This window comes from Exiguobacterium sp. EA-TM-5 (assembly GCF_053878415.1).
Genome location: NZ_CM132670.1, coordinates 237332 through 261691 on the forward strand (window position 1 = coordinate 237332; position 24360 = coordinate 261691).

The window sequence follows — 24360 nt, forward strand, 5'->3', positions numbered from 1 at the left end:
CGTACCGCTACGTTGTCAGTATAAAGAAGATGTGTCGATTTTGTAAACGTTTTCAATGTATATTTCTTACCAAATCCACATACTCGGAATATTCTGATTACGATAGCAGTATAAAAAAGGAACCAGCTGCTACTATGTAGTATACAGGATGGCTCCTTTCGGAAAGTTACAATTGTTATTCAACTTTAGCAAGTGGTACATCCGGCGACTCAGACTTACTAGTCAACCGGAAGATCCCATTTAACAGTAACGCTGTCAGAGACCCAGCGACAATCGGACTATCCGTTAGTACACGGATTTGCGACGGTAGCCCGGCAACGATCTCAGGATTCATACTAATTCCTAGACCAATTCCGAGTGCGAGTGCGACTGTAATGACGTGTTCGTTTTTCGAAAAATCAACCCGTGACAGAATACGAATCCCACTTGCTGCGACCGTTCCAAACATGATCAACATCGCTCCACCCAAAACAGGTTTTGGAATCAACGTCGTAAACGTCGCTACTTTCGGTAAGAAACCGAGCAAGATTAAGAATCCACCGGTAAACAGAATGACCTTTCGTGTTTTAACACCCGTCAACTGAACCAAACCAACGTTTTGACTGTAGGTCGTATACGGGAAGCTGTTGAAGATGCCGCCAACGATCGTTGCAACTCCTTCTGCCCGGTATCCACGTGCTAAATCCTTATCTGTCAAACGACGATCCGTAATCTCACCAAGCGTCAAGAATACGCCCGTCGATTCGACCATTGAGACAAGACCCACGAGTGTCATCGTCAAGATGGCTGTAGCGTTGAATGTCGGGACACCGAAGTAGAACGGCGTCACCATTTGGAACCATGATGCTTCCGCAACTGGGCTAAAATCGATCATTCCCATACCAAACGCAACGAGTGTACTGATCATCACAGCAATCAAGACAGCTGCTGCTTTTGAAAAAACGGTACCGTAGCGATTCAAGATCAAAATCAAGACGATTGTTAATCCGGCAAGTCCGAGATAACGCAAGTCACCAAAGTCCTTCGCTCCCTGTCCGCCTCCGATGTCGTTGATCGCAGCCGGAATCAGCGAAATCCCGATGATCGTGACGACTGAACCCAGAACAACCGGTGGAAACAGGACCGCAATCTTACTAAACCAGCCCGAGATGACGAGAATGATGAGACCACTGGCAATCAAAGCACCATAAATTGCTGTAATGCCTTGGAGACTTCCAATCGCAATCATTGGACCGACTGCTGTAAAGGTACAACCAAGTACGACTGGAAGACCGACACCGGTGTATTTCGTGACGAGTACTTGTAATAAGGTCGCCACTCCACACATGAAGAGATCAATTGCAACGAGATATGCAAGTTCTTCTCCTGACAATCCGATCGCACTCCCGACGATCAGTGGAACAACAGCTGCTCCCGTGTACATCGCAAGAACATGCTGAAGTCCGAGACTGGCTGCTTTGAAGTTCGACAGTCTCATACTGTCACCGAGTCGACGAATGTCGCTTTTCCGTCCTTCAATGACTCAACACGTGCGAGTGACTCGACACGGAATCCAGCGTCGATTAGCTTTTGACGTCCTGGTTGGAATGACTTTTCAATGACGATTCCAAAACCAGCGACTTCTGCTCCTGCCTGTTCAACGAGACGCGCGAGACCGAATGCCGCTTCCCCATTCGCAAGGAAATCATCGATGATCAAAACACGTTCGCCCGGTTGTAAGTATTTCTCTGCGACCGTAATTGTACTCGTCTGCTGTTTCGTAAACGAGAATACTTCAGCTGAAATCGTTCCTTCATTCAGCGTGACGGATTTCGTCTTACGGGCATAGACCATCGGTACACCTAAACGGAGTGCCGTCATCATTGCCGGGGCAATACCACCCGCTTCGATTGTCAGAATCCGTGTGATACCTGCCTCTTGAAAACGTTCCATAAACTCATAGGCGATTTCCCACATTAAGGTCGGATCGACCTGATGATTTAAAAACGCATCTACTTTCAATACTTGATCCGATAATACGATTCCCTCTTGATTAATCATGTCGTGTAGACGTTTCATACATGCATTCTCCTCTTTAAAAAACGAAAAAACGTACAGCCGCTACCCGGGGGCAGCCACTGTACGCCAAAAAAGAGAGCAGTAACTCACCACCCGTAGTCGGACCGTTACGGCGATCCGGTAGAGACTCGTGGGCCAATTCCCACTATTATACGAGCGTTGCTATACGTTTACGTTTCGTGATTTTCGTGATGTGTACCATTGTACGGGGTTTAGCGAAAAAGTAAAGACTTTTTCACACCATGTTTAGGCTTGGCGTTCTTCGACCGCTTGTGCTGCCGTGATGATCGCAAGTTTGTAGACATCTTCTTCGTTACAACCGCGTGAGAGATCGTTGACCGGTTTGTTCAAACCTTGAAGGATGGGACCGATTGCTTCGAATCCACCAAGACGTTGCGCGATTTTGTAGCCAATGTTTCCTGCTTCAAGACTCGGGAAGATGAAGACATTTGCTTGACCTGCAACATCTGATTCTGGTGCTTTTGATTTTGCGACACTTGGAACGAATGCAGCATCAAATTGAAGTTCGCCATCGATCGCAAGTTCTGGTGCACGTTCTTTTGCGATGCGCGTTGCTTCAACGACACGCTCTGTCTCTGGTGATTTTGCTGAACCTTTTGTTGAGAAGCTGAGCAATGCAACTTTCGGATCGATCCCGAATGTTTTCGCTGTTTTCGCAGATGCGATTGCGTTCTCTGCTAGATCGTTTGCATCTGGTGCAATGTTGATTGCGCAATCTGCGAAGACGTATTGCTCATCGTCACGTACCATGATGAAAACGCCAGATGTTTTTTTATAGCCTTCTTGCATTTTGATGATTTGAAGTGCTGGACGAACTGTATCGCCTGTTGCGTGCATTGCACCCGAGACGAGACCTTCTGCTTGTCCTGTGTGAACGAGCATCGTACCAAACGTGTTCACGTCTTTTAAGATGACTGCACGTGCTTGTTCTTCTGTCGCTTTCCCTTTACGACGCTCAACGAACGATGCGACGAGCTCATCAATACCAGCATAAGAAGCCGGATCGATTGTATCGAGTCCAGTGACATCAATTCCGTTCGCTGTTGCTGTTTCTTCGATTTGTACGCGTGGTCCGATGACGATTGGTGTGACGAGACCATCTTTTTTCAAACGGACAGCTGCGCCAAGAACACGCGCGTCAATTCCTTCTGGGAAAACGATTTTTGGTTGGTGCGCTTTAATCTTTTGTTCTAACATATCGAATAATTGCATGAGTTTCTCTCCTTTTTAGGTAAACACGACGTCGTCGATTTGATCCATTTTCTTTTCCACCGTTTATTATACACAGTTCTCAATCGTTGTTAAAACAATTTGCAAAAAAGTTATCTAACAAAAGCACTGAAGCCATATTCACTGACTATTACAGTCATTTTCAAGAATGGTACAGAGACTGTTTCGAAGCAAAATAATGTCCCTTTCCCCTTTTACCCACTCTCTGCTTTTTTCATGTGTTACGATCTCATGGACAAAGACCTTTTAGAACGAAGCCGATCACTAGAATGTGATAAGATAGGATATGGAAAAAGACAATTTATTTCAGACTCAGGAGGTCATCCCATGCAACACCAAACATCTGAACCGACTGCTACGCAACAAGCCGCTGAAACACTCGACGGCTGGTATACATTACATGATTTCCGCCGGATCGACTGGTCACGCTTGAAACAAATCGATGCAACAGAACGCGCGCGTATGATCGAAGAATTCCAAGCCTTCCTCGCAGAGCTTTCTGGGGTCGAAGCAGCTAAAGACGGAAGCCATGCACTTTATACGATCATTGGTCAAAAAGCCGATCTTGTCTTAATGGTCCTTCGTCCAACGATGGAACAAATCCAAGACGTCGAAGTCAAGATGCAGAAACTTGATCTGTATGATTATCTCATTCCGACGTACTCTTACGTCTCTGTCGTCGAACTCGGTACGTACCGTGGTTCAGGCGAAGGAAACCCATACGAGAATCCATATGTTCGTGACCGTCTCTATCCAATCTTGCCGCAAGCGAAGCATATTTGCTTCTACCCGATGAGTAAGTCGCGTCGTGATGGTGACAACTGGTACACGCTTTCGATGGAAAAACGAAAAGAACTCATGTACCGTCATGGAATGATCGGTCGGAGTTATGCTGGAAAAATTCAGCAAATCATCGGCGGATCAACTGGATTTGACGATTGGGAATGGGGCGTCACGCTCTTCTCAGACGATATTCTTCAGTTCAAAAAAATCGTCTACGAAATGCGTTTTGATGAAGTTAGCGCGAAATACGGCGAGTTTGGTGAGTTCTTCATCGGGAACCGCCTTGAAAGTGATCAATTAAATACTCATTTTGCACTTTAATGTGTTGAATGACGTTTGATTGAAATATCTCATGGGAATATACTCCTTGCGGCTATAAAACAGTAAGTTGAATGACGTAAGGAGGAATTACCATGGGGAATGCTATGAACCGATCAACACGATCGCGTGAATTGCAATTCGCTGTGCTTTCAAAAGAGCTGAAACCGGTTGCAGATCGCGTACTGGATCGCTATGAGCAAGCATTATCGAAGCTAAATAAAACACAAACGACAAAACGATGAATTCGTTTTGATACCTACGCCTACTCCATCGCGAGTAGGCGTTTTTCGTACAAAAAACCGTCTTTCTCCATAACAGAAGAAAGACGGTTAATCATCATAATCCTTTGTAGGCACCAATCGCAACAAAGATCCACGCTGCGATGAATAAGACACCACCGATTGGTGTGATCGCCCCGAGTTTCGTCACGTTCGTCAATGCCATGACGTACAGACTGCCTGAGAAGAAGACGATGCCGGCGAGCATCAGCCATGCAGCTAATGACCATTGTGGAATCGAAACTTTCAATAGCAAGCCACCGAGTGCCAAGATTCCGAGTGAGTGCACCATCTGATACAAAACACCGGTCTGCCAGTTTGCGAGCATCCGCTCCGTTAACATATCTTTTAAGGCATGAGCACCAAATGCTCCAAGTGCGACCGATAACATCATCGAGATCGCGCCAATCATAATGAAAACTTTCATACTTATTCTCCCCCTAACCGTCGTGCTGGTAAATTCCATTCATAATAATACGATAGCATACGTAAAACGGTAATGAGTCCGAGCAATGTGAACAAATGCAGAGGATTCGTCAATTGGAAACGATCAATCACGAGTGCTGCCATAACGGCCCACATCGCATAAATCTCTTTATGCAAGACGAGCGGTTTTCGACCAGCCAGCAAATCCCGAACGACTCCACCACCGACGCCAGTCAATACAGCTGCCGAAATCGTTGCCGACAACGGCAATCCTTTTGCTGACGCCATCAACGCCCCTTGAATCGCAAACGCAGATAGACCGAGCGCATCTGCGAGAACGCCCCAACGTGTCCAGTGCGGCAAGAATAACTGGGGTAACATGAAAATCAACAATGCAACGAGAATCGCGACTAAAAAGAGACCACCTTGCGACCAAAGCGCGGATACCGGCACACCAATCAATAAATTACGAATGGCACCGCCACCGAACGCTGTAATTAAAGCAAGTAACCAGACGCCGAATAAATCATATTTTTCTTCCATCGCAACGATTGCTCCACTCATCGCAAAAGCGACCGTGCCGATGATATTCAATAAGTCCCAGGACATGCGCACATTTCACCTTTCTACAAAGAAATTCCAATACTTACTATACTCTCTTTTTGGTTTCCGTAAAGCATTAATTTTCTGTCACCGTTTCGACCGTTTGCGAGTGACGTTTTTAGGTAAAGTAACCTATACTGAAACAAACTGTACAGGAAGCTAGGTGACCGTATGAAACGTTGGGCGCTTTATCGCATCGTCGTCATTGTGACGATGTTCGCACGTTACATCTTTACGATCTATCGATTCACCCGGAAAAACCGGCCAGGTACGAACAACGAAGAGTTTGAGCGCATCATGATTCGAATTGCGCGTGACTATAAGAAAAAAGCATTGCGACTTGAAGGACTACTGATTAAACTGGGTCAGTTCTTATCGATCCGAGCCGATCTGTTCCCGCCATCCGTCTTGATGGAACTGACTGAACTCGTCGATAAAGTACCTTCAAGTAAACTTGGCGAGTCACGAAAGATCATCGAAGAAGATTGGGGTATGCCGATCGAAGAAATCATTACGGATATCAGTCCCCGTCCTGTCGCTTCTGCTTCGATTGGTGAGGTTTATAGCGGCATCTTAAAATCAAACGGTAAGAAGGTTGCGATCAAAGTTCAGCGACCAAATATCGAACAAATCATTAAAACCGATTTCCGTGCCATGCGAATCGTCATCGCCATGTTGCGCCGGACTTCATTAAACAAATCAACTGATTTACAAAGCTTATACCGCCAAATGGTCTTCGTCATTGGTGATGAATTAAATTACCGGACCGAATTGAAGAACGGTCTCTACTTTAAAAAGATGTATGAGACGAACCCTGTCATCTATATCCCGAGTTATTATGAAGAACATTGTACAAATCGGGTTCTCGTCATGGAATGGATTGATGGGACACGCATCACCGATCTCGATTATTTAGCAGAACATCAGATTGATCGAGACGAACTGGCACGTAATCTATTCTTGAATGCTGGCGAACAATTGTTATTCGGTGGGAAGTTCCACGCCGATCCACATCCGGGCAATGTCCTTGTTCAGTCTGACGGCAAGATCGTTTTATTAGATTTCGGGATGATTGGTTCGACGACGCCAGACGATATGCGGGCGATTCAACGGATTCTCCAATCCTTCGTTACCTTGGATTATGATGCAATCGTTGACGGTTTAGAGGATTTACGGTTCTTATTACCGAATGCGAATAAGCAAAATATCCGACAAGCGATTGAAAAAGCAGTTACGTTCTATCTCGAAAGCGACATGGAAAATGTCGATACGAAACTGATTGAGAAAGTATTATCCGATATCGAATTGCTCGTTCGAAACGAACCGATTCAACTCCCTGCTGAATTTGCCTTCTTCGGACGTGCCGCATCAACGATTCTTGGAATCCTACAAATTCTTTCACCACAAATCAATCTACTTGAACTCGCTAAACCAATGGTTCGACGTTGGCTCGATGACGAAGGGAAAAACCAAAACCGTTATCTCCAAATCGCTGGCTCTTACGGCGCACGGTTGCTTGCCTTCCCGCGACTTGTTAACGATGCCTTAAGTGAACCGACACGTTGGCGGATCATGGAGCAACAAAAGTTCTCTCGCGTTGCGAACATTGAGTCACTCAAAATTCGACAGTGGACGAGTTCACTCGTCGGGATCGTCAGTCTCCCTTTTAGTTATCTCGGTTATTATTTTACGCAGTACGACGTCATGGGTATTTCATTGATGATCGCCGTCATCGCTTTATGGAATGGTCGGCGGATTGGGCGACAAATCGTTCGGATTGCTGATGAACCTTTCCGATAAACGAAATACCAAAAAACATCCACTTCGGTGGATGTTTTTTTATTTCAGAATAATTCCTTTTTACGCTCCGAGGTTTTTCCTATCCTTTTGCGGGGTACAGCTTCAAGTAGAGAGATAACAGTAAGGAGAGGTGAAACACTTGATTGATATTCTAATTGCCATCGTTCCTGCATTGATGTGGGGATCGTTGCCGCTCGTCGTTTCAAAAATCGGAGGCTCGACAGCGCAACAAATTATTGGTACGACTCTGGGTGCGTTGCTTTTCGCTATCGTCACCTTCTTTTTTGTCAGCCCAGAGATGTCGACGACCGCTTGGATCGCTGGATTCTTTTCTGGTGCCTTCTGGGCGCTCGGTCAAAAAAATCAGTTTGCCGCATTCCGTCAAATGGGTGTCTCGAAGACGATGCCGATTTCAACAGGGATGCAACTCGTCGGAACATCGCTGTTTGGTGTTCTCGCTTTTGGAGAGTGGTCAACGACAACTGCGTTGATTCTCGGAATCAGTGCCCTTGTATTGATCATTGCCGGAGCAGCCTTTACTTCTTATAAAGAAGATAAGAGTAAACAAGATGAAAATATCGGAAAAGGACTGACGCTCCTCCTCATCTCGACTGTTGGATATGTCGGCTACGTCGTCATTGCCCGTTGGTTCGATATCAACGGTTGGGAAGCCGTCTTACCACAAGCTGTCGGGATGGTCGTGAGTGCGATTCTTCTCTCTTTACGAGAAGGAGATCTCTTCACGAAAAAAACAGCTGGCAATACGATTGGCGGACTCATGTGGGCTGTCGGGAACGTCGCTTTGCTATTTGCGACGGCAAAAGTCGGAGTCGCAACGAGCTTTTCCTTATCTCAAACAGGTGTCGTCATTTCAACGATTGGCGGCGTGCTTTTACTGAAAGAATCAAAGACAAAGAAAGAAATGACATTCGTCATCATCGGCTGTATTTTAGTTGTCGCTGGTGGAATCATGATTGGATTTACGAAACAATAATAAAGGAGTGAAGCATCATGTATGAGAGCTTAAAAGGAAAAGTTGCAATCGTAACAGGTGGATCAATGGGAATTGGTGAAGCAATCGTTCGCCGTTATGCAGAAGAAGGTATGCGTGTCGTCATCAACTATCGTAGTCATCCGGAAGAAGCCAAAAAAATTGCCGAATCGATTCAAGAAAAGGGTGGCGAAGCCATCATCGTTCAAGGTGATGTCTCAAAAGAAGACGATATGATTAATCTTGTAAAAGAGACGGTTGATCACTTTGGTCAATTGGACGTTTTCGTTAACAACGCAGGAATCGAAATGCCGTCAGCATCGCATGAAATGTCACTCGAAGACTGGCAAAAAGTCATCGATGTCAACTTAACAGGTGCATTCCTTGGGGCACGTGAAGCACTGAAGTATTTCGTTGAACATGATGTCAAAGGTAGCATCATCAACATGTCGAGCGTTCATGAGATCATTCCATGGCCGACGTTCGTTCACTACGCAGCAAGTAAAGGTGGCGTTAAATTGATGACGCAGACACTTGCAATGGAATACGCGCCAAAAGGTATTCGTGTCAATGCGATTGGACCAGGTGCAATCAATACACCAATCAACGCTGAAAAATTCGAAGATCCAGAACAACGAAAAGAAGTCGAGAGCATGATTCCAATGGGCAATATCGGGAAACCAGAAGAGATTTCAGCCGTTGCTGCATGGCTTGCGTCTGACGAAGCAAGTTATGTCACAGGTATCACGCTCTTTGCAGACGGTGGAATGACACTTTATCCATCGTTCCAAGCGGGCCGCGGTTAACCTATTTTGAGTAGACAAGGAGAGAACCGCTCATGACCACTTTTTTCTCATTGATCCGTCGTGGTAATAAGTCAGCTCTTGCTGCTGCCATCGTCAATACGATCATTGCTGCCATCAAGTTCGTTGCCTATATCTTGACCGGAAACGTTGCGATGTTTGCTGAAATGATGCATACGATCGGTGACGCGGCGAATCAGTTCTTCGTCTATATCGGTTCTGCTCTGAGTAAAAAAGCACCTACGAAACGATTTCCGAATGGTTTCGGTCGCCTCGTTAACCTCGTGTTACTTGCTGCGATCATCGTTGTAGCTCTACTTGCTTACGAAACGATTCGCGAAGGCATCTTGCATATCGCACATGGTCCTGGCGAAGAGACGACTGGGCTTTGGATCATTTTGACGGCACTTGGAATCGGGGTTGTGCTCGAAGTCGGGGTCTTTTATAAAGCGATGAAAGAAATTGCTCATGAAACGGGACTTAAGTCGAGCGGACTAACACTTGTTGGTCAAAGCTTCGCTCATCTCGGACAAGCAAAACCAGCTACACGTCTGGTCTTCATGGAAGACCTTGTTGCGACCCTCGGTGGTATCATCGCTATCATCGCTGTTCTGATTTCGCACTATACATCGTTTTATCAAGCAGAGGGCATTGCATCGATTTTGATTGGTCTGATGATGTTCTACGTCGTCTATAACGTCTTTATTCAAAACGCTGCCGGTGCGCTCGGTGAGATTGATGAAGTACTGACTGCTAAAATCGGTGAAATCCTATTACGTGATGAAGCGGTTCGTGATATTGAAAAGCTTGAGGTCATTAAGGAAGGCGATCACTTCCATGTCGAAACAGAGATTGAAGTCGATCCCAACTTAACGATTGCCCAAGCGGACGACATCAAAGATCGGCTTGAACTGCAAATTCGAATTCTTAAAGGTGTAACCGATGTCACGATCTCTTTTGATGAAGATGATAAAGTACAGCAGTATCAATCCCCAACACCACCCGTATAACAGACAAAAAGCCATCGCTCGCGATGGCTTTTTGTCTGGGCTGATTAGCGTGCGGCTCGGACAAATCCGGCATCTTGCGCTTCTTTTTCCGTACAAAATTGTTGCTCCGGTTTCACTTCTTTGTAGGATTGTCCACCCGGTACATGGTAGATTTTTTTACCCGACCGATTGATGTTCCCTTTGATTGCACATGAATCTGTTTCTTTAACAGCTTGAGCGTTGAAGCCACGATTCGTGACGTAGCCATCGTGCTCCCAAATCTTTTTCTTCGCCTGCTTGGCTTCTTGTTCGATCTGTTCAAACATATCGACATAACGTGTATCCGGCTCATAGACGAACGCTACACGTGCGAGTCCTTTTCGAAGTAACTCTTGATTCAACATTTTGTCGCCATACCAGACGTAAGCAAGTACTCGTCCGTATCGATCGGTTCGGGAATGATCACGCTCCAATCGAATCGCAGTCCCGCTCGGTAAGGTCTCTTTCGTAAACGCTGACGCTTCCGTTCCATACGGTTGAACCGGCGTATCCGGTTTGACGGTTTCTGGTGTATCGACAAGGAGTAGACGAACGTCCTCCGTTTTCCCATCCACCAACTTTACTTTTAACGTATCCCCATCGATGACGCGCTCGACCGTCGCCTTTGTGACCTTTTCGGCATCCGGTTGTTTGATGCCAAGCACATCGGTTTCTTCTGGTGCACAACCGATGAGAACGAATAGAAAAAGTAGACTCATCATGGCGTATCGTCTCACTTTTGTTTCGCTCCTTTCCATGAAAATACGGATCCGGTCAAAGCCCGAACCCGCATACGCTATCTTGGTTATTCGTTAGTCTGCTGATAAAACCGTCTCGACTTCATTTTGATTCGTATAGAGTTGATAGAACGCTTCCGCTACATTTTTCGGGTCAAGCGCTGTTCCACGCTTCACTTCTCCAGCGATCGTGACGGTTCCGACGTAAACGCCATCTTCCTTCAACGTATCATGGAGCATATGCGTCACTTGGCGAACGCCTGCCTTCCCGATTGAAAGCCCTGGTAGCGATTTGATCGCTTGCATCGCAGCACCGCCTCCAGTAATCAGGATCGCGCCGTCTTTCCGTTCCTGCATTGATGGAGCAACGAGTTGTGCGGCATGCAGTGCACCAAGAACATCGATTTCGAACTCTTTCGTAATCTGTTCTGCCGAGACTTCAAGCACCGATGCTTGATGTAAAATCGAAGCATTATAGACTAAGACATCAACTTGTCCGTACTGCTCCTCTGTCCATTCGATGAGCGATGCGATATCGGCTTTTCGAGAAGCATCACATTCCACTCCAACCGCTTCCACGCCTGCTTCTTTTAGTTCCGTGATGACGGCTGCGAGCGTTTCTTGTGTTCGTGCCGCACAAACGACTTGAAAACCTTCTTGTCCGAATCGTTTACTGATCTCATATCCATTCCCTGGTCCTGCTCCGATGACGATTACTGTTTTCATGACGTATCTCCCCTTCTCGTTTCAACTGTGATGGTTATTCCCTGAATTGCGTTATTTCATTCAAAAATCGAGCAATGAAGTGCCTTTTTCTTCTTTCTCCTGCGCGACACCCATGAAACGCGCTAGCATCGGATCGACTGCTGGAGTTCCTTGAGGCGTTGCTGTAGGTAACGATATCGTTGAACTCGGTGTCGATTCGGATTCGAGTAATAGTTCACAGTACACCTTCATCGCTGCAATCTGTTCTTTCTGGGCGGCTCCTGTTGTTTGATCGATGCGTTGCATCGCTTGGCGCATCTTTTCGATGATGTGTTGTTCCGTAATCATCTTGTATTCCTCCTTATGGTAGATTGAGGGTATGAACTTGAAAAGGATGTGTTTTCTATGATTCGTACCGCTTTAGTTGGTTTTGGTCTTGCTGGCAAACATCTGCATGCGCCTTACTTGCACGCACCTGATTATCAGTTAGTGGCTGTTCAGTCGAGTCGTCCGGAAGCAGTCGCCGCTTACGACGCGACGCTCCCTGTTTATCCGACACTTGAAGCATTGCTTGAAGCAGAGCAGGTGGATTTAGTCGTCATCGCGACGGCAAATGAGCTGCATTATCCACTCGCAAGACTCGCCCTTCTATCGGGCTGTGACGTACTGGTTGAAAAACCGTTCACCGTCACGCTCGAAGAAGCTCAAACGTTAACAGAATTAGCACGTACACACGATCGATTACTGACAGTTTATCATAATCGTCGGTACACGAAAGACTTCCGAACATTAATGAGCTTACTCGAATCTGGACGACTCGGTATACTTCAAACGTTCGAAGCGCATTATGACCGCTATCGTCCCGACGTACAGGATCGTTGGCGCGAACAGGATATCCCTGGTGCCGGTCTACTGTACGACCTTGGATCGCATTTGATTGACCAAGCACTCGTCGCTTTCAATGAAGTCCCGGATCGTGTCTTTTGCGATCAGACGATTCAACGACAAGGCGGGCTTGTCGATGATTACACACATCTGATTTTAGCGTTCGGTACGCGGCGTGCAATCCTCCATATCGGTTCAATCGTTCCGGCTGTTGGTCCTTCCCTGATGGTGCACGGGACAAAGGCGAGCTACTTCGTCGATGAAGTCGACACAAAACGGTCGACGTATCAATTGGCTGAAGCAAACGGTCCTCTTGAAGACTTTCCGTTTGTTCCTGGTCATTTTGGAGATTATTACACGGACCTCTCTCCAGCCATCCGTCAGCGGACGACACCACCCGTCTCTCCGAAACAGGCTGAACTCGTCATGAAAATCATTGATCGTGCTCAAAAGAGTGCAAAAGTGGGTACATGGATAGAAGTAGACTAACTATCCATTTCAAACGAACAGGGGGAAGACAAGATGTTTTCAAGTACGGAACGGACAGCATGGTTAGAAGAGATGGGACAAGAACTTTTAGACGTCCTCGTCATCGGGGGCGGTATTACGGGAGCAGGTATTCTGCTTGACGCGCAAAGCCGAGGCATGCGGTCAGGCTTAATCGAGATGCAGGACTTCGCCGAAGGGACATCGAGCCGATCGACGAAACTCGTCCATGGTGGATTGCGTTATCTGAAGCAATTCGAAATCAAACTTGTCGCCGAAGTCGGAAAAGAACGTGCCATCGTGTATGAGAACGCTCCACACGTGACGACACCGGAGTGGATGATGCTCCCACTCGTCGAAGGGGGAACATTCGGTAGCTTCTCGACATCAATCGGTTTGCGTGTCTATGACCAACTGGCTGGTGTCAAACGCCATGAACGCCGGACGATGCTCAGCAAAGAAGAAACCTTACGTTACGAACCACTGTTGCGCTCGGAACACCTAGTCGGTGGTGGTCGTTATGTCGAATATAAAACGGATGACGCTCGTCTGACGGTCGAAGTTTTAAAAGCAGCCGTCGGCTACGGCGGACGTGCCGTCAACTATACGAAGGCTGAATCGCTCGTCTATCACAATGGAAAAGTCGTCGGTGTGGAAGTCCGTGACATCTTAAGTGGTAAAACGTATACGATCCGGGCGAAGAAAATTATTAATGCAACTGGTCCTTGGGTCGATGAGCTACGTGAAAAAGATGGTTCAAAAGCTGGAAAATCACTTCATCTGACGAAAGGGATTCATCTCGTCATCGACCAATCACATTTCCCATTACAACAAGCCGTCTACTTCGATGTTCCAGACGGTCGGATGATTTTTGCGATTCCACGTGAAGGGAAAACGTATGTTGGCACAACGGATACAAACTATAAAGGAGATATTCTTGAGCCTGGCGTCACCGTCGAGGATCAGGACTATATCCTAGAAGCGACGAATCAAATGTTTAACGTCGAGTTACGACCTGAACACGTCGAATCCACGTGGTCTGGACTGCGTCCACTCATTCATGAAGATGGAAAGGACCCAAGTGAACTGTCCCGAAAAGACGAAATCTTTGTCTCGAAATCAGGGCTGATGTCAATCGCTGGTGGTAAGTTGACCGGTTACCGAAAGATGGCAGAACGCATCATCGATATGGTCGCAGACCAATTCAAGACAGAAGAAAATCGAATTTATCTCGCTTCGCGTACGCACGATATCTTGCTTGGTGGTGGTCATCCACAAGGAAGTAAAGGATTTGCCCGTTACTTGAAGGAACAACAACCAAAAGGAGAAGCACTCGGATTGTCACCGAATGAGGCGACATGGCTCATCCAACGTTACGGTACGAACGTCGAACGTGTCTACGAGTTGATTCGGACACGTGGCGACGAGGCGGCTCGTTATCAATTACCGTTACACTGGTTCGGCGCCCTTTTATATGGATTAGAAGCTGAACTCGTCATGCAACCCGGCGACTTCTTGAACCGTCGTGCCTCGGCCGTCTTCTTTGATTTCCCTCACGCTGAACAGTACGCAGATGGTGTTCTCGCCTTGATGCGTAGCGAACTCGGCTGGTCGGCAGAAGATGAAGCGAGAGCCAATGAAAGCATTCGTCGTGAATTCGATGCGGTCCGCGTCAAAGGACCTGTTCCACTTTCATAATACGAGAAAAGACCCGGTCGCTTTGAGGCGATCGGGTCTTTTGGTGTGTTACTCTTCCTCTTTCGAAACAGCGAGTTCCGCTGCAGGCATGTTTCCAGGATGCAAATTCGAACTCTTACGCGCAAAACTAAAGTAAAGAACTAAACCGATTGCGAGCCAAATTCCGAAAGCAATCCATGTTTCGAGCTTCAAGTTAAACATTAAGAAAAGACACGAAGCAATTGCTGCGATTGGCACATACGGCATACCCGGACATTTGAAAGCACGCGGGAGATCTGGTTGTGTCTTACGAAGAATCAAGACAGCGACAGAGATCAAGACGAACGCTGCGAGTGTTCCCATGTTGACGAGGTTCGCGATGACATCGAGTGGAACGAATCCAGCGACGAGTGAGCTACCGAGTCCGATCATCCAAGTCGCCTTGAATGGCGTTTGGTACTTCGGATGCACTTCAGAGAAGACTTTCGGGAACATCCCGTCACGCGAGATAGCAAACGCAAGACGAACCATTCCGTATGTCATAACAAGAATAACTGTTGTAATCCCAAGGATCGCACCGAGATCGATGAAACCAGCAACCCAGTTTTGACCTGCCATTTGAATCGCAAGTGAAACTGGATGATCAATACCTTCGAATTTTTGATACGGTACGATACCTGTCATGATCGCTGCAACGATGACGTAAAGAATCGTACAGACAGCGAGCGAACCAATGATACCGCGTGGCAAGTTCTTTTGCGGATCGCGAACTTCTTCTGCTGCCGATGTGACGGCATCAAAACCAATATAAGCAAAGAAGACGATCGCAGCACCGGAGAAGACGCCTCCCCAACCAAATGGCGTAAATGGTGCCCAGTTCGTAGGTTCAACGTAGCCGACCCCTACAACGATGAAGAGAACAACGACGGCTAATTTGATGACAACCATGATGTTATTGACACGCTTCGTTTCCTTGATTCCCATCGACAACAGTGCCGTAATGGCAAAGAGGATTAAGAACGCTGGAAGGTTAAAGTACGTCTTCGCCCCTTCTACTGCTCCCGGAGCTGCCGAAAGTGCTGTTGGCACATGGATATTAAATCCTGCGAGTAAAGACTGGAAGTATCCGGACCAACCGGCTGCAACAGCACTGGAGGCGAGTCCATATTCTAGAATCAAGTTCCAGCCGATGATCCAAGCGAAGATTTCCCCCATTGTTGCATACGTGTACGTATAGACGGATCCACTGACCGGAATCGTTGATGCAAATTCAGCGTAAGCAAGAGCAGCTAGACCACAGGCGATGGCAGATAGAATGAAAGATACGATAAGTCCTGGTCCTGCAGTTAGAGCTCCTGTTCCCGTCAAGACGAAGATTCCGGTTCCGATGATGGCGCCAATTCCTAAAAACGTTAAATCCATTGCGCCAAGATTTCGAGCAAGTCCACTGTTGCGTTTACTTGCAGCAATCATAGCGGAAACATCTTTTTTCCGCGTCAAACTCATGATGTACTTCCCCCTATTTCTCTTGTGATTTGTCTTACGAAGCGAGTCGTTCGCAAGAACTTAATCAAAAATTTACGAAGTTTTCTGATAAATTGATATAGGTCATTGTACCTATTTGTTTTTTGACTAGCGCTTTCACCTGTTAAAGAACAAAAAAACTATAAATAAATATCGATGTGTAACATCTGTTACACACCGATAAAATATACTTTAGTTTATTCGCTTTTTAAATCGTCTGTCTCGTCTTTTTCCACTCCAAAAACACTTGATAATCCAGCTTTGTTCGTGCAACATAGGCTTCTGACCAGCGTTCGATTTGTTCCAAAAAAGCTGTATCAGATACACCGATCGCCTGAATGATTTCGACGTCCGCATGATGCGTTAAAACTTTTTCTTTAATACCGGCATCCTGATCCGCCCGTGCATGGACTTTGGCGGTAATTTGACCTTGAATGCACAAGACGTTTTCAAGGTCTTCCTGACTTTTTATATGCTTAGCTTTTAGTTTTTTCTTATACGGTGAGCGCTCCCGTACATAATATTCCTTTTGCCCAATCGTTAGATAGCCAAGATATGGATCTTCATATGCCTGCATCGCTTTTTGAGACGTGATGATTCTTCGTCCTTGATGAACGGTTTCAGCTTCTGGACGATAAACGGGTAAAAATAATGACGGAACAGAAGTTTGTGCTTGTTTCATCTCAAGAATCAAATCTTCTTCTCCTCCCTCCCCCTCAATCAGAATGTAATAGCGCTCGAGACCAATCGACGCTGTTCCACTATCTAGCTTTCGGACAATATCTTTGATCATATAAAACGACTCATCACGACGATCGTCAACGTCAATCGTCTCAATATAGGATGACCAGGCAGTCTCGATCGCCGATCGTGTCGCGTCATCTATTGCTTCCATATCCGGGAGCGTACAAAATCGTCTTACGCCATCCACTAGTTCCGTTCGTTCTCCCATTAATTCCTCGCGTTTCTTTTCTGCTTTTTTGATTAACTTCTTGATTGGTCCTTTCGTATTATCCCGTGTAAAACAGACATCACTTGGATCTTTTCCAAGAGCATACTTTTTTAAATCGTGTAAGTATTCCAGGACATAATTGCGAATTGCAGGGGTCGGATCGTATCCCGCCTCTTCTGCAAACAGTCGAACGGAGACTGCCATTCGAATCAAATCGTACAGGTAAGATCCTAAGTATCCTTCATCAAAGTCATTGACGTCGTAAATGATTTCCCCTTTTGCATTTCCATGGACACCAAAGTTCTCAAAGTGAAGATCACCTTGAATCCAGGTTGGTTTATCCTGCGGTGTATCAAAACCGAGTGGAATGCGAGTGACATCATAATAAAAAAGATGCGAACTTCCTCGGAAAAAGCGAAACGGACTCAAACTCATCTTGTCGTACTTTTCCTGACGTGCTGTCTCATCCAATTGACGGATTTCGTGATCATAAAAATCAAGAACCTTCGCAATCGTCATCTGTCGAATCTCTTCGTACACGGGCTGAAACATTCGATTCTCTCCTCTCCATTTGAAAAAAGAGCAGTCAAAACGAAATCGTTTGACTGCTCCTTGCGTGTTACTCGAAATGTTTTTTATATTCCCCGTATCCTGCCGAATCAAGCTCTTCGAGCGGAATAAATCGTAATGCCGCTGAGTTGATACAATAGCGAAGACCACCAAGTTCCGTCGGGCCATCATCAAAGATGTGACCAAGGTGACTATCTGCACTCGCAGAACGAACTTCCGTCCGTGTCATTCCGTGACTTGTATCGAGTTCAACTTCCATCTTATCTTCTGAGATTGGTTTAGCGAAGCTCGGCCAACCGCAGTTCGACTGGAATTTGTCTTTCGATGTGAAAAGTGGTGTACCGTCCACGATATCGACATACAGACCAGGACGTTCTTCGTCCCAGTATTCATTACGGAAAGCAGGCTCTGTCCCGTTCTCTTGTGTGACTTTATACTGAATCGGTGTCAGACGCTCTTTTAGTTCCTTCTCTTTCCCGTGATCTTTCCATGCTTCTTTGATGAATTTTGCGCGACCTGAGCCGACACTGTACATCTGGTAACGGAACGGGTTCTTTTTATAATAATCTTGGTGATATTCTTCAGCTGGCCAGAACGGTTTTTCTGGACGAATCTCTACCGCGACCGGACGTGAGAAACGTCCCGATGCGTCAAGTTCAGCTTTTGAACGCTCAGCTGCTTCACGTTGCGCTTCATCGACATAAAAGATTGCAGGTTGGTACGATTCACCACGGTCATTGAATTGACCACCACCATCTGTTGGATCGATTTGACGCCAGAAAATCTCGAGTAATTCTTCATACGTAATGACGGACGGATCGTACGTCACTTCGACTGCCTCTAAGTGACCTGTCGTTTCCGAACAGACCTCTTTATAAGTCGGGTTCTCTGTATGACCACCGGTATATCCTGAAATGACCTGCTCTACACCATCATATTTATGGAATGGCTTGACCATGCACCAGAAACAACCACCTGCAAATATTGCTTTTGCCATCTATCTTCCCCTCCTCTGTATGCTTCTATTTTACCGCGTTCAGAGAATGGACTCGACTTTCCTGCTCATTCAATCCTCCGGGTTCGCTTTTAGGCGACGCATGACGAAGTAGATCGCCGCAAAGACAAGAAGAAGTCCTCCAAGCGAATACCAGATATTATTCAAACGATAAATCATTTGATACAAGGCAAGCGTCACAAGCAATAACGCGATCGGTAAGAAGGCACGCTTAAAGTGGTACCAGTAATTCACGAAGATCGCCTCCTGTTTTTCTTTCATCTTACTTGAAGCGACATCTAAAAAGCCACCTTCATTTGAAGGTGGCTCACTAATTACGATTGGCGTGGATGTTCTGGGAAGTCCATCTCGTCATAACGAACGACGGACGTTCGATTTTTGAATTTATGTCCTAACCAGAAAGCAAGGAATAATGGAATACCGACGTACGTTGCGGCGATTCCAACCCAATCAATTTGGTCAGCGAGGAATGCTGCATAGTTTTGACCAACGATGACAAGGAAACAAAGACCGAATGCGAACAGCGGACCGAATGGGAACGCTGGTGCAACGTACGGCAAGTCTTTCAACGAGTGCCCTTGTGCAACGAAACCTTTACGGAAACGATAGTGACTGATCGCAATTCCGAGCCATGCGATGAATCCTGTCATCCCGGAAGCATTGAGTAGCCACAAGTAGACTTGTCCACCAAACATCGACGTCAAGAAACAGAGGGCACCGATCGCTCCTGTTGCGAGCAAGGCGTTACGCGGCACACCGTTTTTTGACACTTTCGCGAACAACTTCGGTGCATCGCCTTGACGCGCAAGTGTATAAAGCATCCGTGTTGAAGCATACATCCCTGAGTTTCCGGCAGATAGGACAGACGTCAAGATGACAGCGTTCATGAGTGCTGCCGAGAATGCAAGACCTGCTTTTTCAAAGACGAGCGTAAACGGACTAACCGCTACGTCGGTGATATCATTTGAAACTAAGTTCGGACTCGTATACGGAATGAGCATCCCGATGACAAAAATCGCGAAGACGTAGAAGAGTAAAATACGCCAAAAGACTTGTTTGACCGCTTTTGGAACGTTCTTTTTCGGATCTTCCGACTCACCTGCTGCAATCCCGACCAGTTCCGTTCCTTGGAAACTGAATCCAGCAACAAGGATAATCCCGATGACGGCAGGAATCCCACCGACGAACGGCGCATCCCCGAGAGCAAAGTTTTTAAAGCCAACCGGTGGCTCTGAGGTAAAGACGCCGAAAATCATTGCAACACCGACGACTAAGAAGACGATGACCGTGACGACTTTAATCATCGCAAACCAATATTCGGCTTCTCCGAACCCTTTAACGGAGAAGAAGTTCAACCCAATCATCAGTACTAAGAACAAAGCACTGAAGTAAAAACCAGGAACGTCCGGGAACCAGTAAGACATGACGATTTGTGCTGCAACGAGTTCGACTGCGATCGTGACTGCCCAGTTGTACCAGTAGTTCCAGCCGAGTGCAAAACCGAACGATGGATCGACGAATTTCGTTCCATATGTCGAGAAGGATCCAGCGACCGGCATATACGCTGCCATTTCACCAAGACTTGTCATTAAGAAATAGACCATTAAACCGACGATTGCATACGATAGGAGCGCACCACCTGGTCCTGCTGCTGCGACGGAAGCACCGGATGCGATGAAAAGTCCTGTTCCGATAGCTCCGCCAATAGCGATCATCGACATATGACGAGCTTGTAATCCACGTTTTAAACCTTCTGCTGTTGAATCTGTTGTTTTGTTAACATCTAAATTGTTCATTTCGTTCGCTTCTCTCTGTATAGATTTTTGAGAGGACACTTTTTGAATGAAAAAAACAAAAAGCGCCCTCATCTTCCAGATGGAAGATGAGAACGCAACATAATAAAATGGATGCGCCTCATTCTACCGTCGTGAAAGATAGCTCTCCACAAGTAGGTCATACCCGACTTGTGACAGTATTAGACCTGTTCGATCTAATCCCAATCGATCATCTTCAAAGCGATGATTGATTTCGGCAATTCTTCCTTTCAGGTCACCTCATTTGTCGCTTGACGACATCCGTAACCGTACTCTTAAGAACTGCAACCTCCATCCCACTGGTTGAGTGAGAACTGAATTAAGTTAGTTATTACTACGCCATATTACACAAACCGCCACGAAATTGTCAATTGCCTTTTTCGAATATCGGGTAGTCGATGGTAAAAATCCGATATGTTTAGTACACTAAATGGTAGAAGTCCACTGAGAGAAAGGATGCTGCTTGCATGCCACAGGAACGTGATTTGCTAACTTACCGACTCGAGGAACAAATGCGTGTCATTCTTCGTACCCTGCGACGTGAACTAAATCGACTATTTGAAGGAACAGCAACCCGGAGTGAATTCTTCATCTTACGGAGCCTTTCAGAAAATGGTCCTCAGCGCCCGACGCTTCTCGCGGAACAATTTGAGCTCGCAACGAGCCAAGTTACTGCTTTGACGGATAAGCTGTATAAACAAGGATATGTCACACGGACACGTTCGACGGAAGATCGTCGTTCGATCGTCCTCGCCTTAACCGATGACGGCGAACGAGCATTTCGAGAACTCGAAATTGTCCGGAAAAATTATTTACAAGATCGCTTCGGAACCCTAACGGAAGAAGAACTCGAAACGATGATTCGTGTCTTTGATAAAATTTTATTGACGATGGATGAGGATACGCTCACTTCGTCTTCATAAAAACGGTAGATTTTCTACCGTTTTTTCTTTTTTACCTAAACATTTCCCACAATCTAACCGTTACCTAGATGAATAAACTAGAGTATATATATGGAAATCTGTTAGCTGGGGGAGTTGGGAGGATTTGTTGTCCATCATGAATCAATTCATCATTAACTTTTGTCTACTGTTTACAACGATTACTCTCTTGTTCTTACCGTTTCGTAATCAACCACGTATTTCGCTCAATTCAAGCTGGAGCACACGTCTCATCTTAGGGGTTGTCTCTGGTCTGATTGCAGTTTTATTAATGTTTAATGGGATCCAGATCGATGTCGCCCGTGTTGATTTGCGCATCGTTCCCGTTGCGATCGCCATGTTGTTTGGTGGTTTCCCAAGCGCCATCGTTGCAGGTGTGATGATCATCGGGACGCGTTATTTTTTGACACCAGTCGAGCAAATGGAAGGTTTTTATCTATCTACACTGATCATTGTCTTGTTCATCATAACAATCGGGATCATACGTCGCTTTGTTCACATCTCGATGCGTCATTTTCAACTCATGGTGTTGGTCGGTATTTTGTATTCGTTACCCGCCATTTACATTCTGACGCACAGCTGGTCGACATTCGTTAAAATTTCGATCGCTTATATCTTCTTTAATCTATTAGCTGGATTCGTCGCCTTTCGATTATTGACGGAATTACGCCGTCACTTTGAAAACATCCAGTATCAGCAGAAACTTGCGATGACGGATGCTTTGACCGGACTTGCCAATCGCCGTCGCCTCGACGATTCACTATCACTCGTCGGTTCAACCGATCAAGGGTATTCGCTCGTCTTAATCGATATCGACTTCTTCAAACATGTCAATGATACATATGGTCATGACGCAGGTGATGATGTCTTACGCCAACTGGGTATGACGCTCGCTTCTTTGACACGACCGGACGACCTCGTCGGACGGTATGGTGGTGAAGAATTTTTGATCATCTTACCAAGTACATCGGCAAAAGAAGCACAAAAAATCGCAGAACTAGCCCGGACGACAGTTGCACGTAATCTATTCCCAACAGCAGATGTACCTGATCTGCAAATTACGATTTCGCTTGGTATCGCGCATTCTAGTGGTTCCCATACGTCTCTTGAAGCATTACAACAAGCAGATAAAGCACTGTATTACTCAAAAGAAAGCGGGCGAAACCGGAGTACGATCTATACGAAAGAACTCGCCTTCCAACAAGCCTGAATACGAGACGCTTCCTAGCGGGAGCGTCTTTTTTTTATGAACTTATTCCGTTTCCTTAGGAAAACCGATGCTTTCCACGGTTCCAAAGACGATCATCCGACTTAATTGTTCCGCCATATATGCTGCTGAATATGGACGATCGTTTCGTAACCAAGAAATCAACAATCCCAGTTGCCCTCCAATAACATAATTCAATAATAAGTCTCGATCGACGAAAGTCGCCTCCTCTGCAACTTGCGGTCGAAATACAATTCGATAATTCTCTTTCAACGTATCGAGAAAACGCGAGATGAACGTTTTAATGGGTCCTTGAACGAGCATTGTCTGATAAAACAATTCATTTTCTTCAATATGAATGAACAACCGAGCAAAATAGCGACTGACCTGCTCGACTGTCGGAAACACGGTTCCTGTACCTGTGATTCGAATTGCCTGTTCGAGTGCCGTCATCTGCTCCTCAACCACTTGGTCGAGCAAATCATATTTATCTGTATAGTGTGCGTAAAACGTCGAACGGTTCACCCCCGCCCCATCTGTCAGCATCTTGACCGTGATACTCGAGAAGCTATGCGTCTTCAATAAACGAAATAATTCCATTGTAATACGGTCACGTGACCGTTTCGGTCGTGGATCACGGCTCTCATTCATTCACATTTCACTCCTTTTTCATTACCTTTTCATAAATGAATCCGTTATCATTTATTTTTCCGACATTTTGTCGGAAATTGTCGGTTGTTTGTTAGCTAACTATCCATATAATTAACTATATTAATTACTCCTCCCCCAGAGGAGTACTTTTTTTGAATCGATTGTACACAAGAAAGGATGCTAACACACCCATGAGTATGAAAAAATTATTAATCATCAATGTTGTCACTCTCATCGTCTTGATTGGTGGCGGTGTCGTCGGATACTACTATTACGATCAAGCCACAAGCTATGTCAAAACAGACAATGCAAAAATCGATGGCAAAATGATAACCGTTGCGAGTCCAAGTGCTGGTAAATTAACAGACTGGTCTGCGAAAACTGGTGAATCACTCGACAGCGGCGCAACACTTGGTCACATCATGACTGCACAAGCCGGACAAAAACCGACAGATCTTTCTGTTTCGATGCCGTCTAAAGCAACGATCGTTCAGTCGATGGCGACAAAGAATGGCTTCGTCGCAGCAGGTACACCTCTCGCCTATGGTTTTGACTTAAACGACCTTTGGGTCACAGCAAACATCGAAGAAACAGAAATCGATGAAATCAAAGTCGGACAAACCGTTGATGTCTATGTCGACAGCTATCCGGACACGACACTTTCTGGTGAAGTCGAACAAATCGGAATGACGACAGCTTCAACCTTCTCGATGATGCCTTCTTCAAACGGAAATGCGAATTACACGAAAGTCGCACAAGTCATTCCGGTTAAAGTGTCACTATCGCAAGAAAAATCGCTCGACATTCGACCTGGTATGAATGTGACCGTCCGCATTCATAAGGATTAAGGAGGG

At 45.9% G+C, this 24360-nt stretch carries 25 protein-coding genes and 2 riboswitches; of the genes, 11 read left to right on the forward strand and 14 right to left on the reverse strand.

What is annotated here, in order from left to right:
• Window positions 1–175: 175 nt before the first annotated feature.
• From ACV3PA_RS01215 to pta, 3 genes are all read right to left on the reverse strand, one after another.
• Window positions 176–1477: a nucleobase:cation symporter-2 family protein gene (locus ACV3PA_RS01215; RefSeq protein WP_456125451.1), complete on the reverse strand. Its 1302-nt coding sequence runs from the start codon at window positions 1475–1477 to the stop codon at window positions 176–178.
• The gene (locus ACV3PA_RS01220) at window positions 1474–2058 is read right to left on the reverse strand and encodes a xanthine phosphoribosyltransferase (protein WP_238238505.1); all 585 of its coding nucleotides are present in this window, start codon (window positions 2056–2058) and stop codon (window positions 1474–1476) included. The genes ACV3PA_RS01215 and ACV3PA_RS01220 overlap by 4 nt, the downstream gene beginning before the upstream one ends.
• Window positions 2059–2134: 76 nt before the next feature.
• Window positions 2135–2234, reverse strand: a riboswitch (purine riboswitch).
• A 70-nt stretch (window positions 2235–2304) separates the two neighbouring features.
• Entirely contained in the window at window positions 2305–3291 is a 987-nt protein-coding gene (pta, locus tag ACV3PA_RS01225) for a phosphate acetyltransferase (RefSeq protein ID WP_053452419.1), read from the reverse strand.
• Between the two features lie 345 nt (window positions 3292–3636).
• Here pta and hemQ point away from each other — a divergent pair, with 345 nt between their 5' ends.
• Entirely contained in the window at window positions 3637–4413 is a 777-nt protein-coding gene (hemQ, locus tag ACV3PA_RS01230; RefSeq protein WP_456125452.1) for a hydrogen peroxide-dependent heme synthase, read from the forward strand.
• 92 nt (window positions 4414–4505) lie between these two features.
• On the forward strand, window positions 4506–4655 hold the full coding sequence (locus ACV3PA_RS01235) for a hypothetical protein (protein ID WP_023466754.1): 150 nt from the start codon (window positions 4506–4508) through the stop codon (window positions 4653–4655).
• A gap of 94 nt (window positions 4656–4749) precedes the next feature.
• On the opposite strand, the gene ACV3PA_RS01240 is transcribed toward ACV3PA_RS01235, so the two are convergent.
• Together ACV3PA_RS01240 and ACV3PA_RS01245 are read right to left on the reverse strand one after the other, a co-directional pair.
• Entirely contained in the window at window positions 4750–5118 is a 369-nt protein-coding gene (locus tag ACV3PA_RS01240; protein ID WP_029343179.1) for a DUF423 domain-containing protein, read from the reverse strand.
• Between the two features lie 2 nt (window positions 5119–5120).
• Window positions 5121–5726 carry a trimeric intracellular cation channel family protein gene (locus tag ACV3PA_RS01245; RefSeq protein WP_053452417.1) on the reverse strand — a complete coding sequence of 202 codons (606 nt, stop codon included), beginning with the start codon at window positions 5724–5726 and terminating at the stop codon, window positions 5121–5123.
• Window positions 5727–5891: 165 nt separating this feature from the next.
• Between ACV3PA_RS01245 and ACV3PA_RS01250 the strand changes: the two genes are divergently transcribed.
• The 4 genes from ACV3PA_RS01250 (at window position 5892) to ACV3PA_RS01265 (ending at window position 10324) form a co-directional block, all read left to right on the forward strand.
• Complete coding sequence (locus tag ACV3PA_RS01250) at window positions 5892–7520, forward strand: ABC1 kinase family protein (protein WP_456125453.1); 1629 nt, start codon at window positions 5892–5894, stop codon at window positions 7518–7520.
• A gap of 142 nt (window positions 7521–7662) precedes the next feature.
• Window positions 7663–8514 carry a GRP family sugar transporter gene (locus tag ACV3PA_RS01255; protein ID WP_456125944.1) on the forward strand — a complete coding sequence of 284 codons (852 nt, stop codon included), beginning with the start codon at window positions 7663–7665 and terminating at the stop codon, window positions 8512–8514.
• A gap of 17 nt (window positions 8515–8531) precedes the next feature.
• Window positions 8532–9317 carry a glucose 1-dehydrogenase gene (locus ACV3PA_RS01260; RefSeq protein ID WP_456125454.1) on the forward strand — a complete coding sequence of 262 codons (786 nt, stop codon included), beginning with the start codon at window positions 8532–8534 and terminating at the stop codon, window positions 9315–9317.
• A 32-nt stretch (window positions 9318–9349) separates the two neighbouring features.
• The gene (locus ACV3PA_RS01265; protein ID WP_456125455.1) at window positions 9350–10324 is read left to right on the forward strand and encodes a cation diffusion facilitator family transporter; all 975 of its coding nucleotides are present in this window, start codon (window positions 9350–9352) and stop codon (window positions 10322–10324) included.
• A gap of 44 nt (window positions 10325–10368) precedes the next feature.
• Here ACV3PA_RS01265 and ACV3PA_RS01270 read toward each other — a convergent pair whose 3' ends face one another.
• The 3 genes from ACV3PA_RS01270 to ACV3PA_RS01280 form a co-directional block, all read right to left on the reverse strand.
• Window positions 10369–11079 (reverse strand): thermonuclease family protein, encoded by a 711-nt coding sequence (locus tag ACV3PA_RS01270; protein WP_456125456.1) that lies wholly within the window; start codon window positions 11077–11079, stop codon window positions 10369–10371.
• A gap of 75 nt (window positions 11080–11154) precedes the next feature.
• Entirely contained in the window at window positions 11155–11805 is a 651-nt protein-coding gene (locus ACV3PA_RS01275; RefSeq protein WP_456125457.1) for an SDR family NAD(P)-dependent oxidoreductase, read from the reverse strand.
• 60 nt (window positions 11806–11865) lie between these two features.
• Entirely contained in the window at window positions 11866–12132 is a 267-nt protein-coding gene (locus ACV3PA_RS01280; protein ID WP_456125458.1) for a DUF5327 family protein, read from the reverse strand.
• 57 nt (window positions 12133–12189) lie between these two features.
• Between ACV3PA_RS01280 and ACV3PA_RS01285 the strand changes: the two genes are divergently transcribed.
• The gene (locus tag ACV3PA_RS01285) at window positions 12190–13158 is read left to right on the forward strand and encodes a Gfo/Idh/MocA family oxidoreductase (protein WP_456125459.1); all 969 of its coding nucleotides are present in this window, start codon (window positions 12190–12192) and stop codon (window positions 13156–13158) included.
• A 33-nt stretch (window positions 13159–13191) separates the two neighbouring features.
• Window positions 13192–14853 (forward strand): glycerol-3-phosphate dehydrogenase/oxidase, encoded by a 1662-nt coding sequence (locus ACV3PA_RS01290; RefSeq protein WP_456125460.1) that lies wholly within the window; start codon window positions 13192–13194, stop codon window positions 14851–14853.
• A 48-nt stretch (window positions 14854–14901) separates the two neighbouring features.
• Here ACV3PA_RS01290 and ACV3PA_RS01295 read toward each other — a convergent pair whose 3' ends face one another.
• The 5 genes from ACV3PA_RS01295 to ACV3PA_RS01315 all read right to left on the reverse strand — a co-directional run bounded on the left by ACV3PA_RS01295 (window position 14902) and on the right by ACV3PA_RS01315 (window position 20689).
• Window positions 14902–16338 carry a branched-chain amino acid transporter BcaP gene (locus tag ACV3PA_RS01295; RefSeq protein WP_456125461.1) on the reverse strand — a complete coding sequence of 479 codons (1437 nt, stop codon included), beginning with the start codon at window positions 16336–16338 and terminating at the stop codon, window positions 14902–14904.
• A gap of 226 nt (window positions 16339–16564) precedes the next feature.
• A complete protein-coding gene (locus ACV3PA_RS01300) occupies window positions 16565–17860 on the reverse strand; it encodes a DUF2252 domain-containing protein (protein ID WP_456125462.1) in 1296 nt (431 codons plus the stop codon).
• Window positions 17861–17927: 67 nt separating this feature from the next.
• Window positions 17928–18875, reverse strand: a complete 948-nt coding sequence (gene msrA / locus ACV3PA_RS01305) for a peptide-methionine (S)-S-oxide reductase MsrA (RefSeq protein WP_456125463.1) — start codon at window positions 18873–18875, stop codon at window positions 17928–17930.
• Window positions 18876–18944: 69 nt separating this feature from the next.
• Window positions 18945–19127 (reverse strand): hypothetical protein, encoded by a 183-nt coding sequence (locus ACV3PA_RS01310; protein WP_035399267.1) that lies wholly within the window; start codon window positions 19125–19127, stop codon window positions 18945–18947.
• Between the two features lie 80 nt (window positions 19128–19207).
• Entirely contained in the window at window positions 19208–20689 is a 1482-nt protein-coding gene (locus tag ACV3PA_RS01315) for an amino acid permease (RefSeq protein WP_456125464.1), read from the reverse strand.
• 131 nt (window positions 20690–20820) lie between these two features.
• A riboswitch (Lysine riboswitch) is annotated at window positions 20821–21009 on the reverse strand.
• A 165-nt stretch (window positions 21010–21174) separates the two neighbouring features.
• Between ACV3PA_RS01315 and ACV3PA_RS01320 the strand changes: the two genes are divergently transcribed.
• Window positions 21175–21630, forward strand: a complete 456-nt coding sequence (locus ACV3PA_RS01320; RefSeq protein ID WP_456125465.1) for a MarR family winged helix-turn-helix transcriptional regulator — start codon at window positions 21175–21177, stop codon at window positions 21628–21630.
• A gap of 136 nt (window positions 21631–21766) precedes the next feature.
• Window positions 21767–22858 (forward strand): diguanylate cyclase domain-containing protein, encoded by a 1092-nt coding sequence (locus ACV3PA_RS01325; protein ID WP_456125466.1) that lies wholly within the window; start codon window positions 21767–21769, stop codon window positions 22856–22858.
• 42 nt (window positions 22859–22900) lie between these two features.
• Here the strand turns inward: ACV3PA_RS01325 and ACV3PA_RS01330 are convergent, their stop codons facing one another.
• Window positions 22901–23506 carry a TetR/AcrR family transcriptional regulator gene (locus tag ACV3PA_RS01330; RefSeq protein WP_456125467.1) on the reverse strand — a complete coding sequence of 202 codons (606 nt, stop codon included), beginning with the start codon at window positions 23504–23506 and terminating at the stop codon, window positions 22901–22903.
• A gap of 191 nt (window positions 23507–23697) precedes the next feature.
• Between ACV3PA_RS01330 and ACV3PA_RS01335 the strand changes: the two genes are divergently transcribed.
• A complete protein-coding gene (locus tag ACV3PA_RS01335) occupies window positions 23698–24354 on the forward strand; it encodes an HlyD family secretion protein (protein WP_456125468.1) in 657 nt (218 codons plus the stop codon).
• Window positions 24355–24360: the final 6 nt, after the last annotated feature.

What these genes read in the sequence shown, in the direction of transcription:
- ACV3PA_RS01290 (WP_456125460.1), top strand. Translation starts at nt 13,192, where the DNA reads ATGTTTTCAAGTACGGAACGGACAGCATGGTTAGAAGAGATGGGACAA.
- ACV3PA_RS01235 (WP_023466754.1), top strand. Translation starts at nt 4,506, where the DNA reads ATGGGGAATGCTATGAACCGATCAACACGATCGCGTGAATTGCAATTC.
- ACV3PA_RS01300 (WP_456125462.1), bottom strand. Translation starts at nt 17,860, where the DNA reads ATGTTTCAGCCCGTGTACGAAGAGATTCGACAGATGACGATTGCGAAG.
- ACV3PA_RS01220 (WP_238238505.1), bottom strand. Translation starts at nt 2,058, where the DNA reads ATGAAACGTCTACACGACATGATTAATCAAGAGGGAATCGTATTATCG.
- ACV3PA_RS01240 (WP_029343179.1), bottom strand. Translation starts at nt 5,118, where the DNA reads ATGAAAGTTTTCATTATGATTGGCGCGATCTCGATGATGTTATCGGTC.
- ACV3PA_RS01330 (WP_456125467.1), bottom strand. Translation starts at nt 23,506, where the DNA reads ATGAATGAGAGCCGTGATCCACGACCGAAACGGTCACGTGACCGTATT.
- msrA (WP_456125463.1), bottom strand. Translation starts at nt 18,875, where the DNA reads ATGGCAAAAGCAATATTTGCAGGTGGTTGTTTCTGGTGCATGGTCAAG.
- hemQ (WP_456125452.1), top strand. Translation starts at nt 3,637, where the DNA reads ATGCAACACCAAACATCTGAACCGACTGCTACGCAACAAGCCGCTGAA.
- ACV3PA_RS01215 (WP_456125451.1), bottom strand. Translation starts at nt 1,477, where the DNA reads ATGAGACTGTCGAACTTCAAAGCAGCCAGTCTCGGACTTCAGCATGTT.
- ACV3PA_RS01250 (WP_456125453.1), top strand. Translation starts at nt 5,892, where the DNA reads ATGAAACGTTGGGCGCTTTATCGCATCGTCGTCATTGTGACGATGTTC.
- ACV3PA_RS01315 (WP_456125464.1), bottom strand. Translation starts at nt 20,689, where the DNA reads ATGAACAATTTAGATGTTAACAAAACAACAGATTCAACAGCAGAAGGT.
- ACV3PA_RS01280 (WP_456125458.1), bottom strand. Translation starts at nt 12,132, where the DNA reads ATGATTACGGAACAACACATCATCGAAAAGATGCGCCAAGCGATGCAA.
- ACV3PA_RS01285 (WP_456125459.1), top strand. Translation starts at nt 12,190, where the DNA reads ATGATTCGTACCGCTTTAGTTGGTTTTGGTCTTGCTGGCAAACATCTG.
- ACV3PA_RS01335 (WP_456125468.1), top strand. Translation starts at nt 23,698, where the DNA reads ATGAGTATGAAAAAATTATTAATCATCAATGTTGTCACTCTCATCGTC.
- ACV3PA_RS01265 (WP_456125455.1), top strand. Translation starts at nt 9,350, where the DNA reads ATGACCACTTTTTTCTCATTGATCCGTCGTGGTAATAAGTCAGCTCTT.
- ACV3PA_RS01295 (WP_456125461.1), bottom strand. Translation starts at nt 16,338, where the DNA reads ATGAGTTTGACGCGGAAAAAAGATGTTTCCGCTATGATTGCTGCAAGT.
- ACV3PA_RS01320 (WP_456125465.1), top strand. Translation starts at nt 21,175, where the DNA reads ATGCCACAGGAACGTGATTTGCTAACTTACCGACTCGAGGAACAAATG.
- ACV3PA_RS01325 (WP_456125466.1), top strand. Translation starts at nt 21,767, where the DNA reads ATGAATCAATTCATCATTAACTTTTGTCTACTGTTTACAACGATTACT.
- ACV3PA_RS01260 (WP_456125454.1), top strand. Translation starts at nt 8,532, where the DNA reads ATGTATGAGAGCTTAAAAGGAAAAGTTGCAATCGTAACAGGTGGATCA.
- ACV3PA_RS01245 (WP_053452417.1), bottom strand. Translation starts at nt 5,726, where the DNA reads ATGTCCTGGGACTTATTGAATATCATCGGCACGGTCGCTTTTGCGATG.
- ACV3PA_RS01275 (WP_456125457.1), bottom strand. Translation starts at nt 11,805, where the DNA reads ATGAAAACAGTAATCGTCATCGGAGCAGGACCAGGGAATGGATATGAG.
- pta (WP_053452419.1), bottom strand. Translation starts at nt 3,291, where the DNA reads ATGCAATTATTCGATATGTTAGAACAAAAGATTAAAGCGCACCAACCA.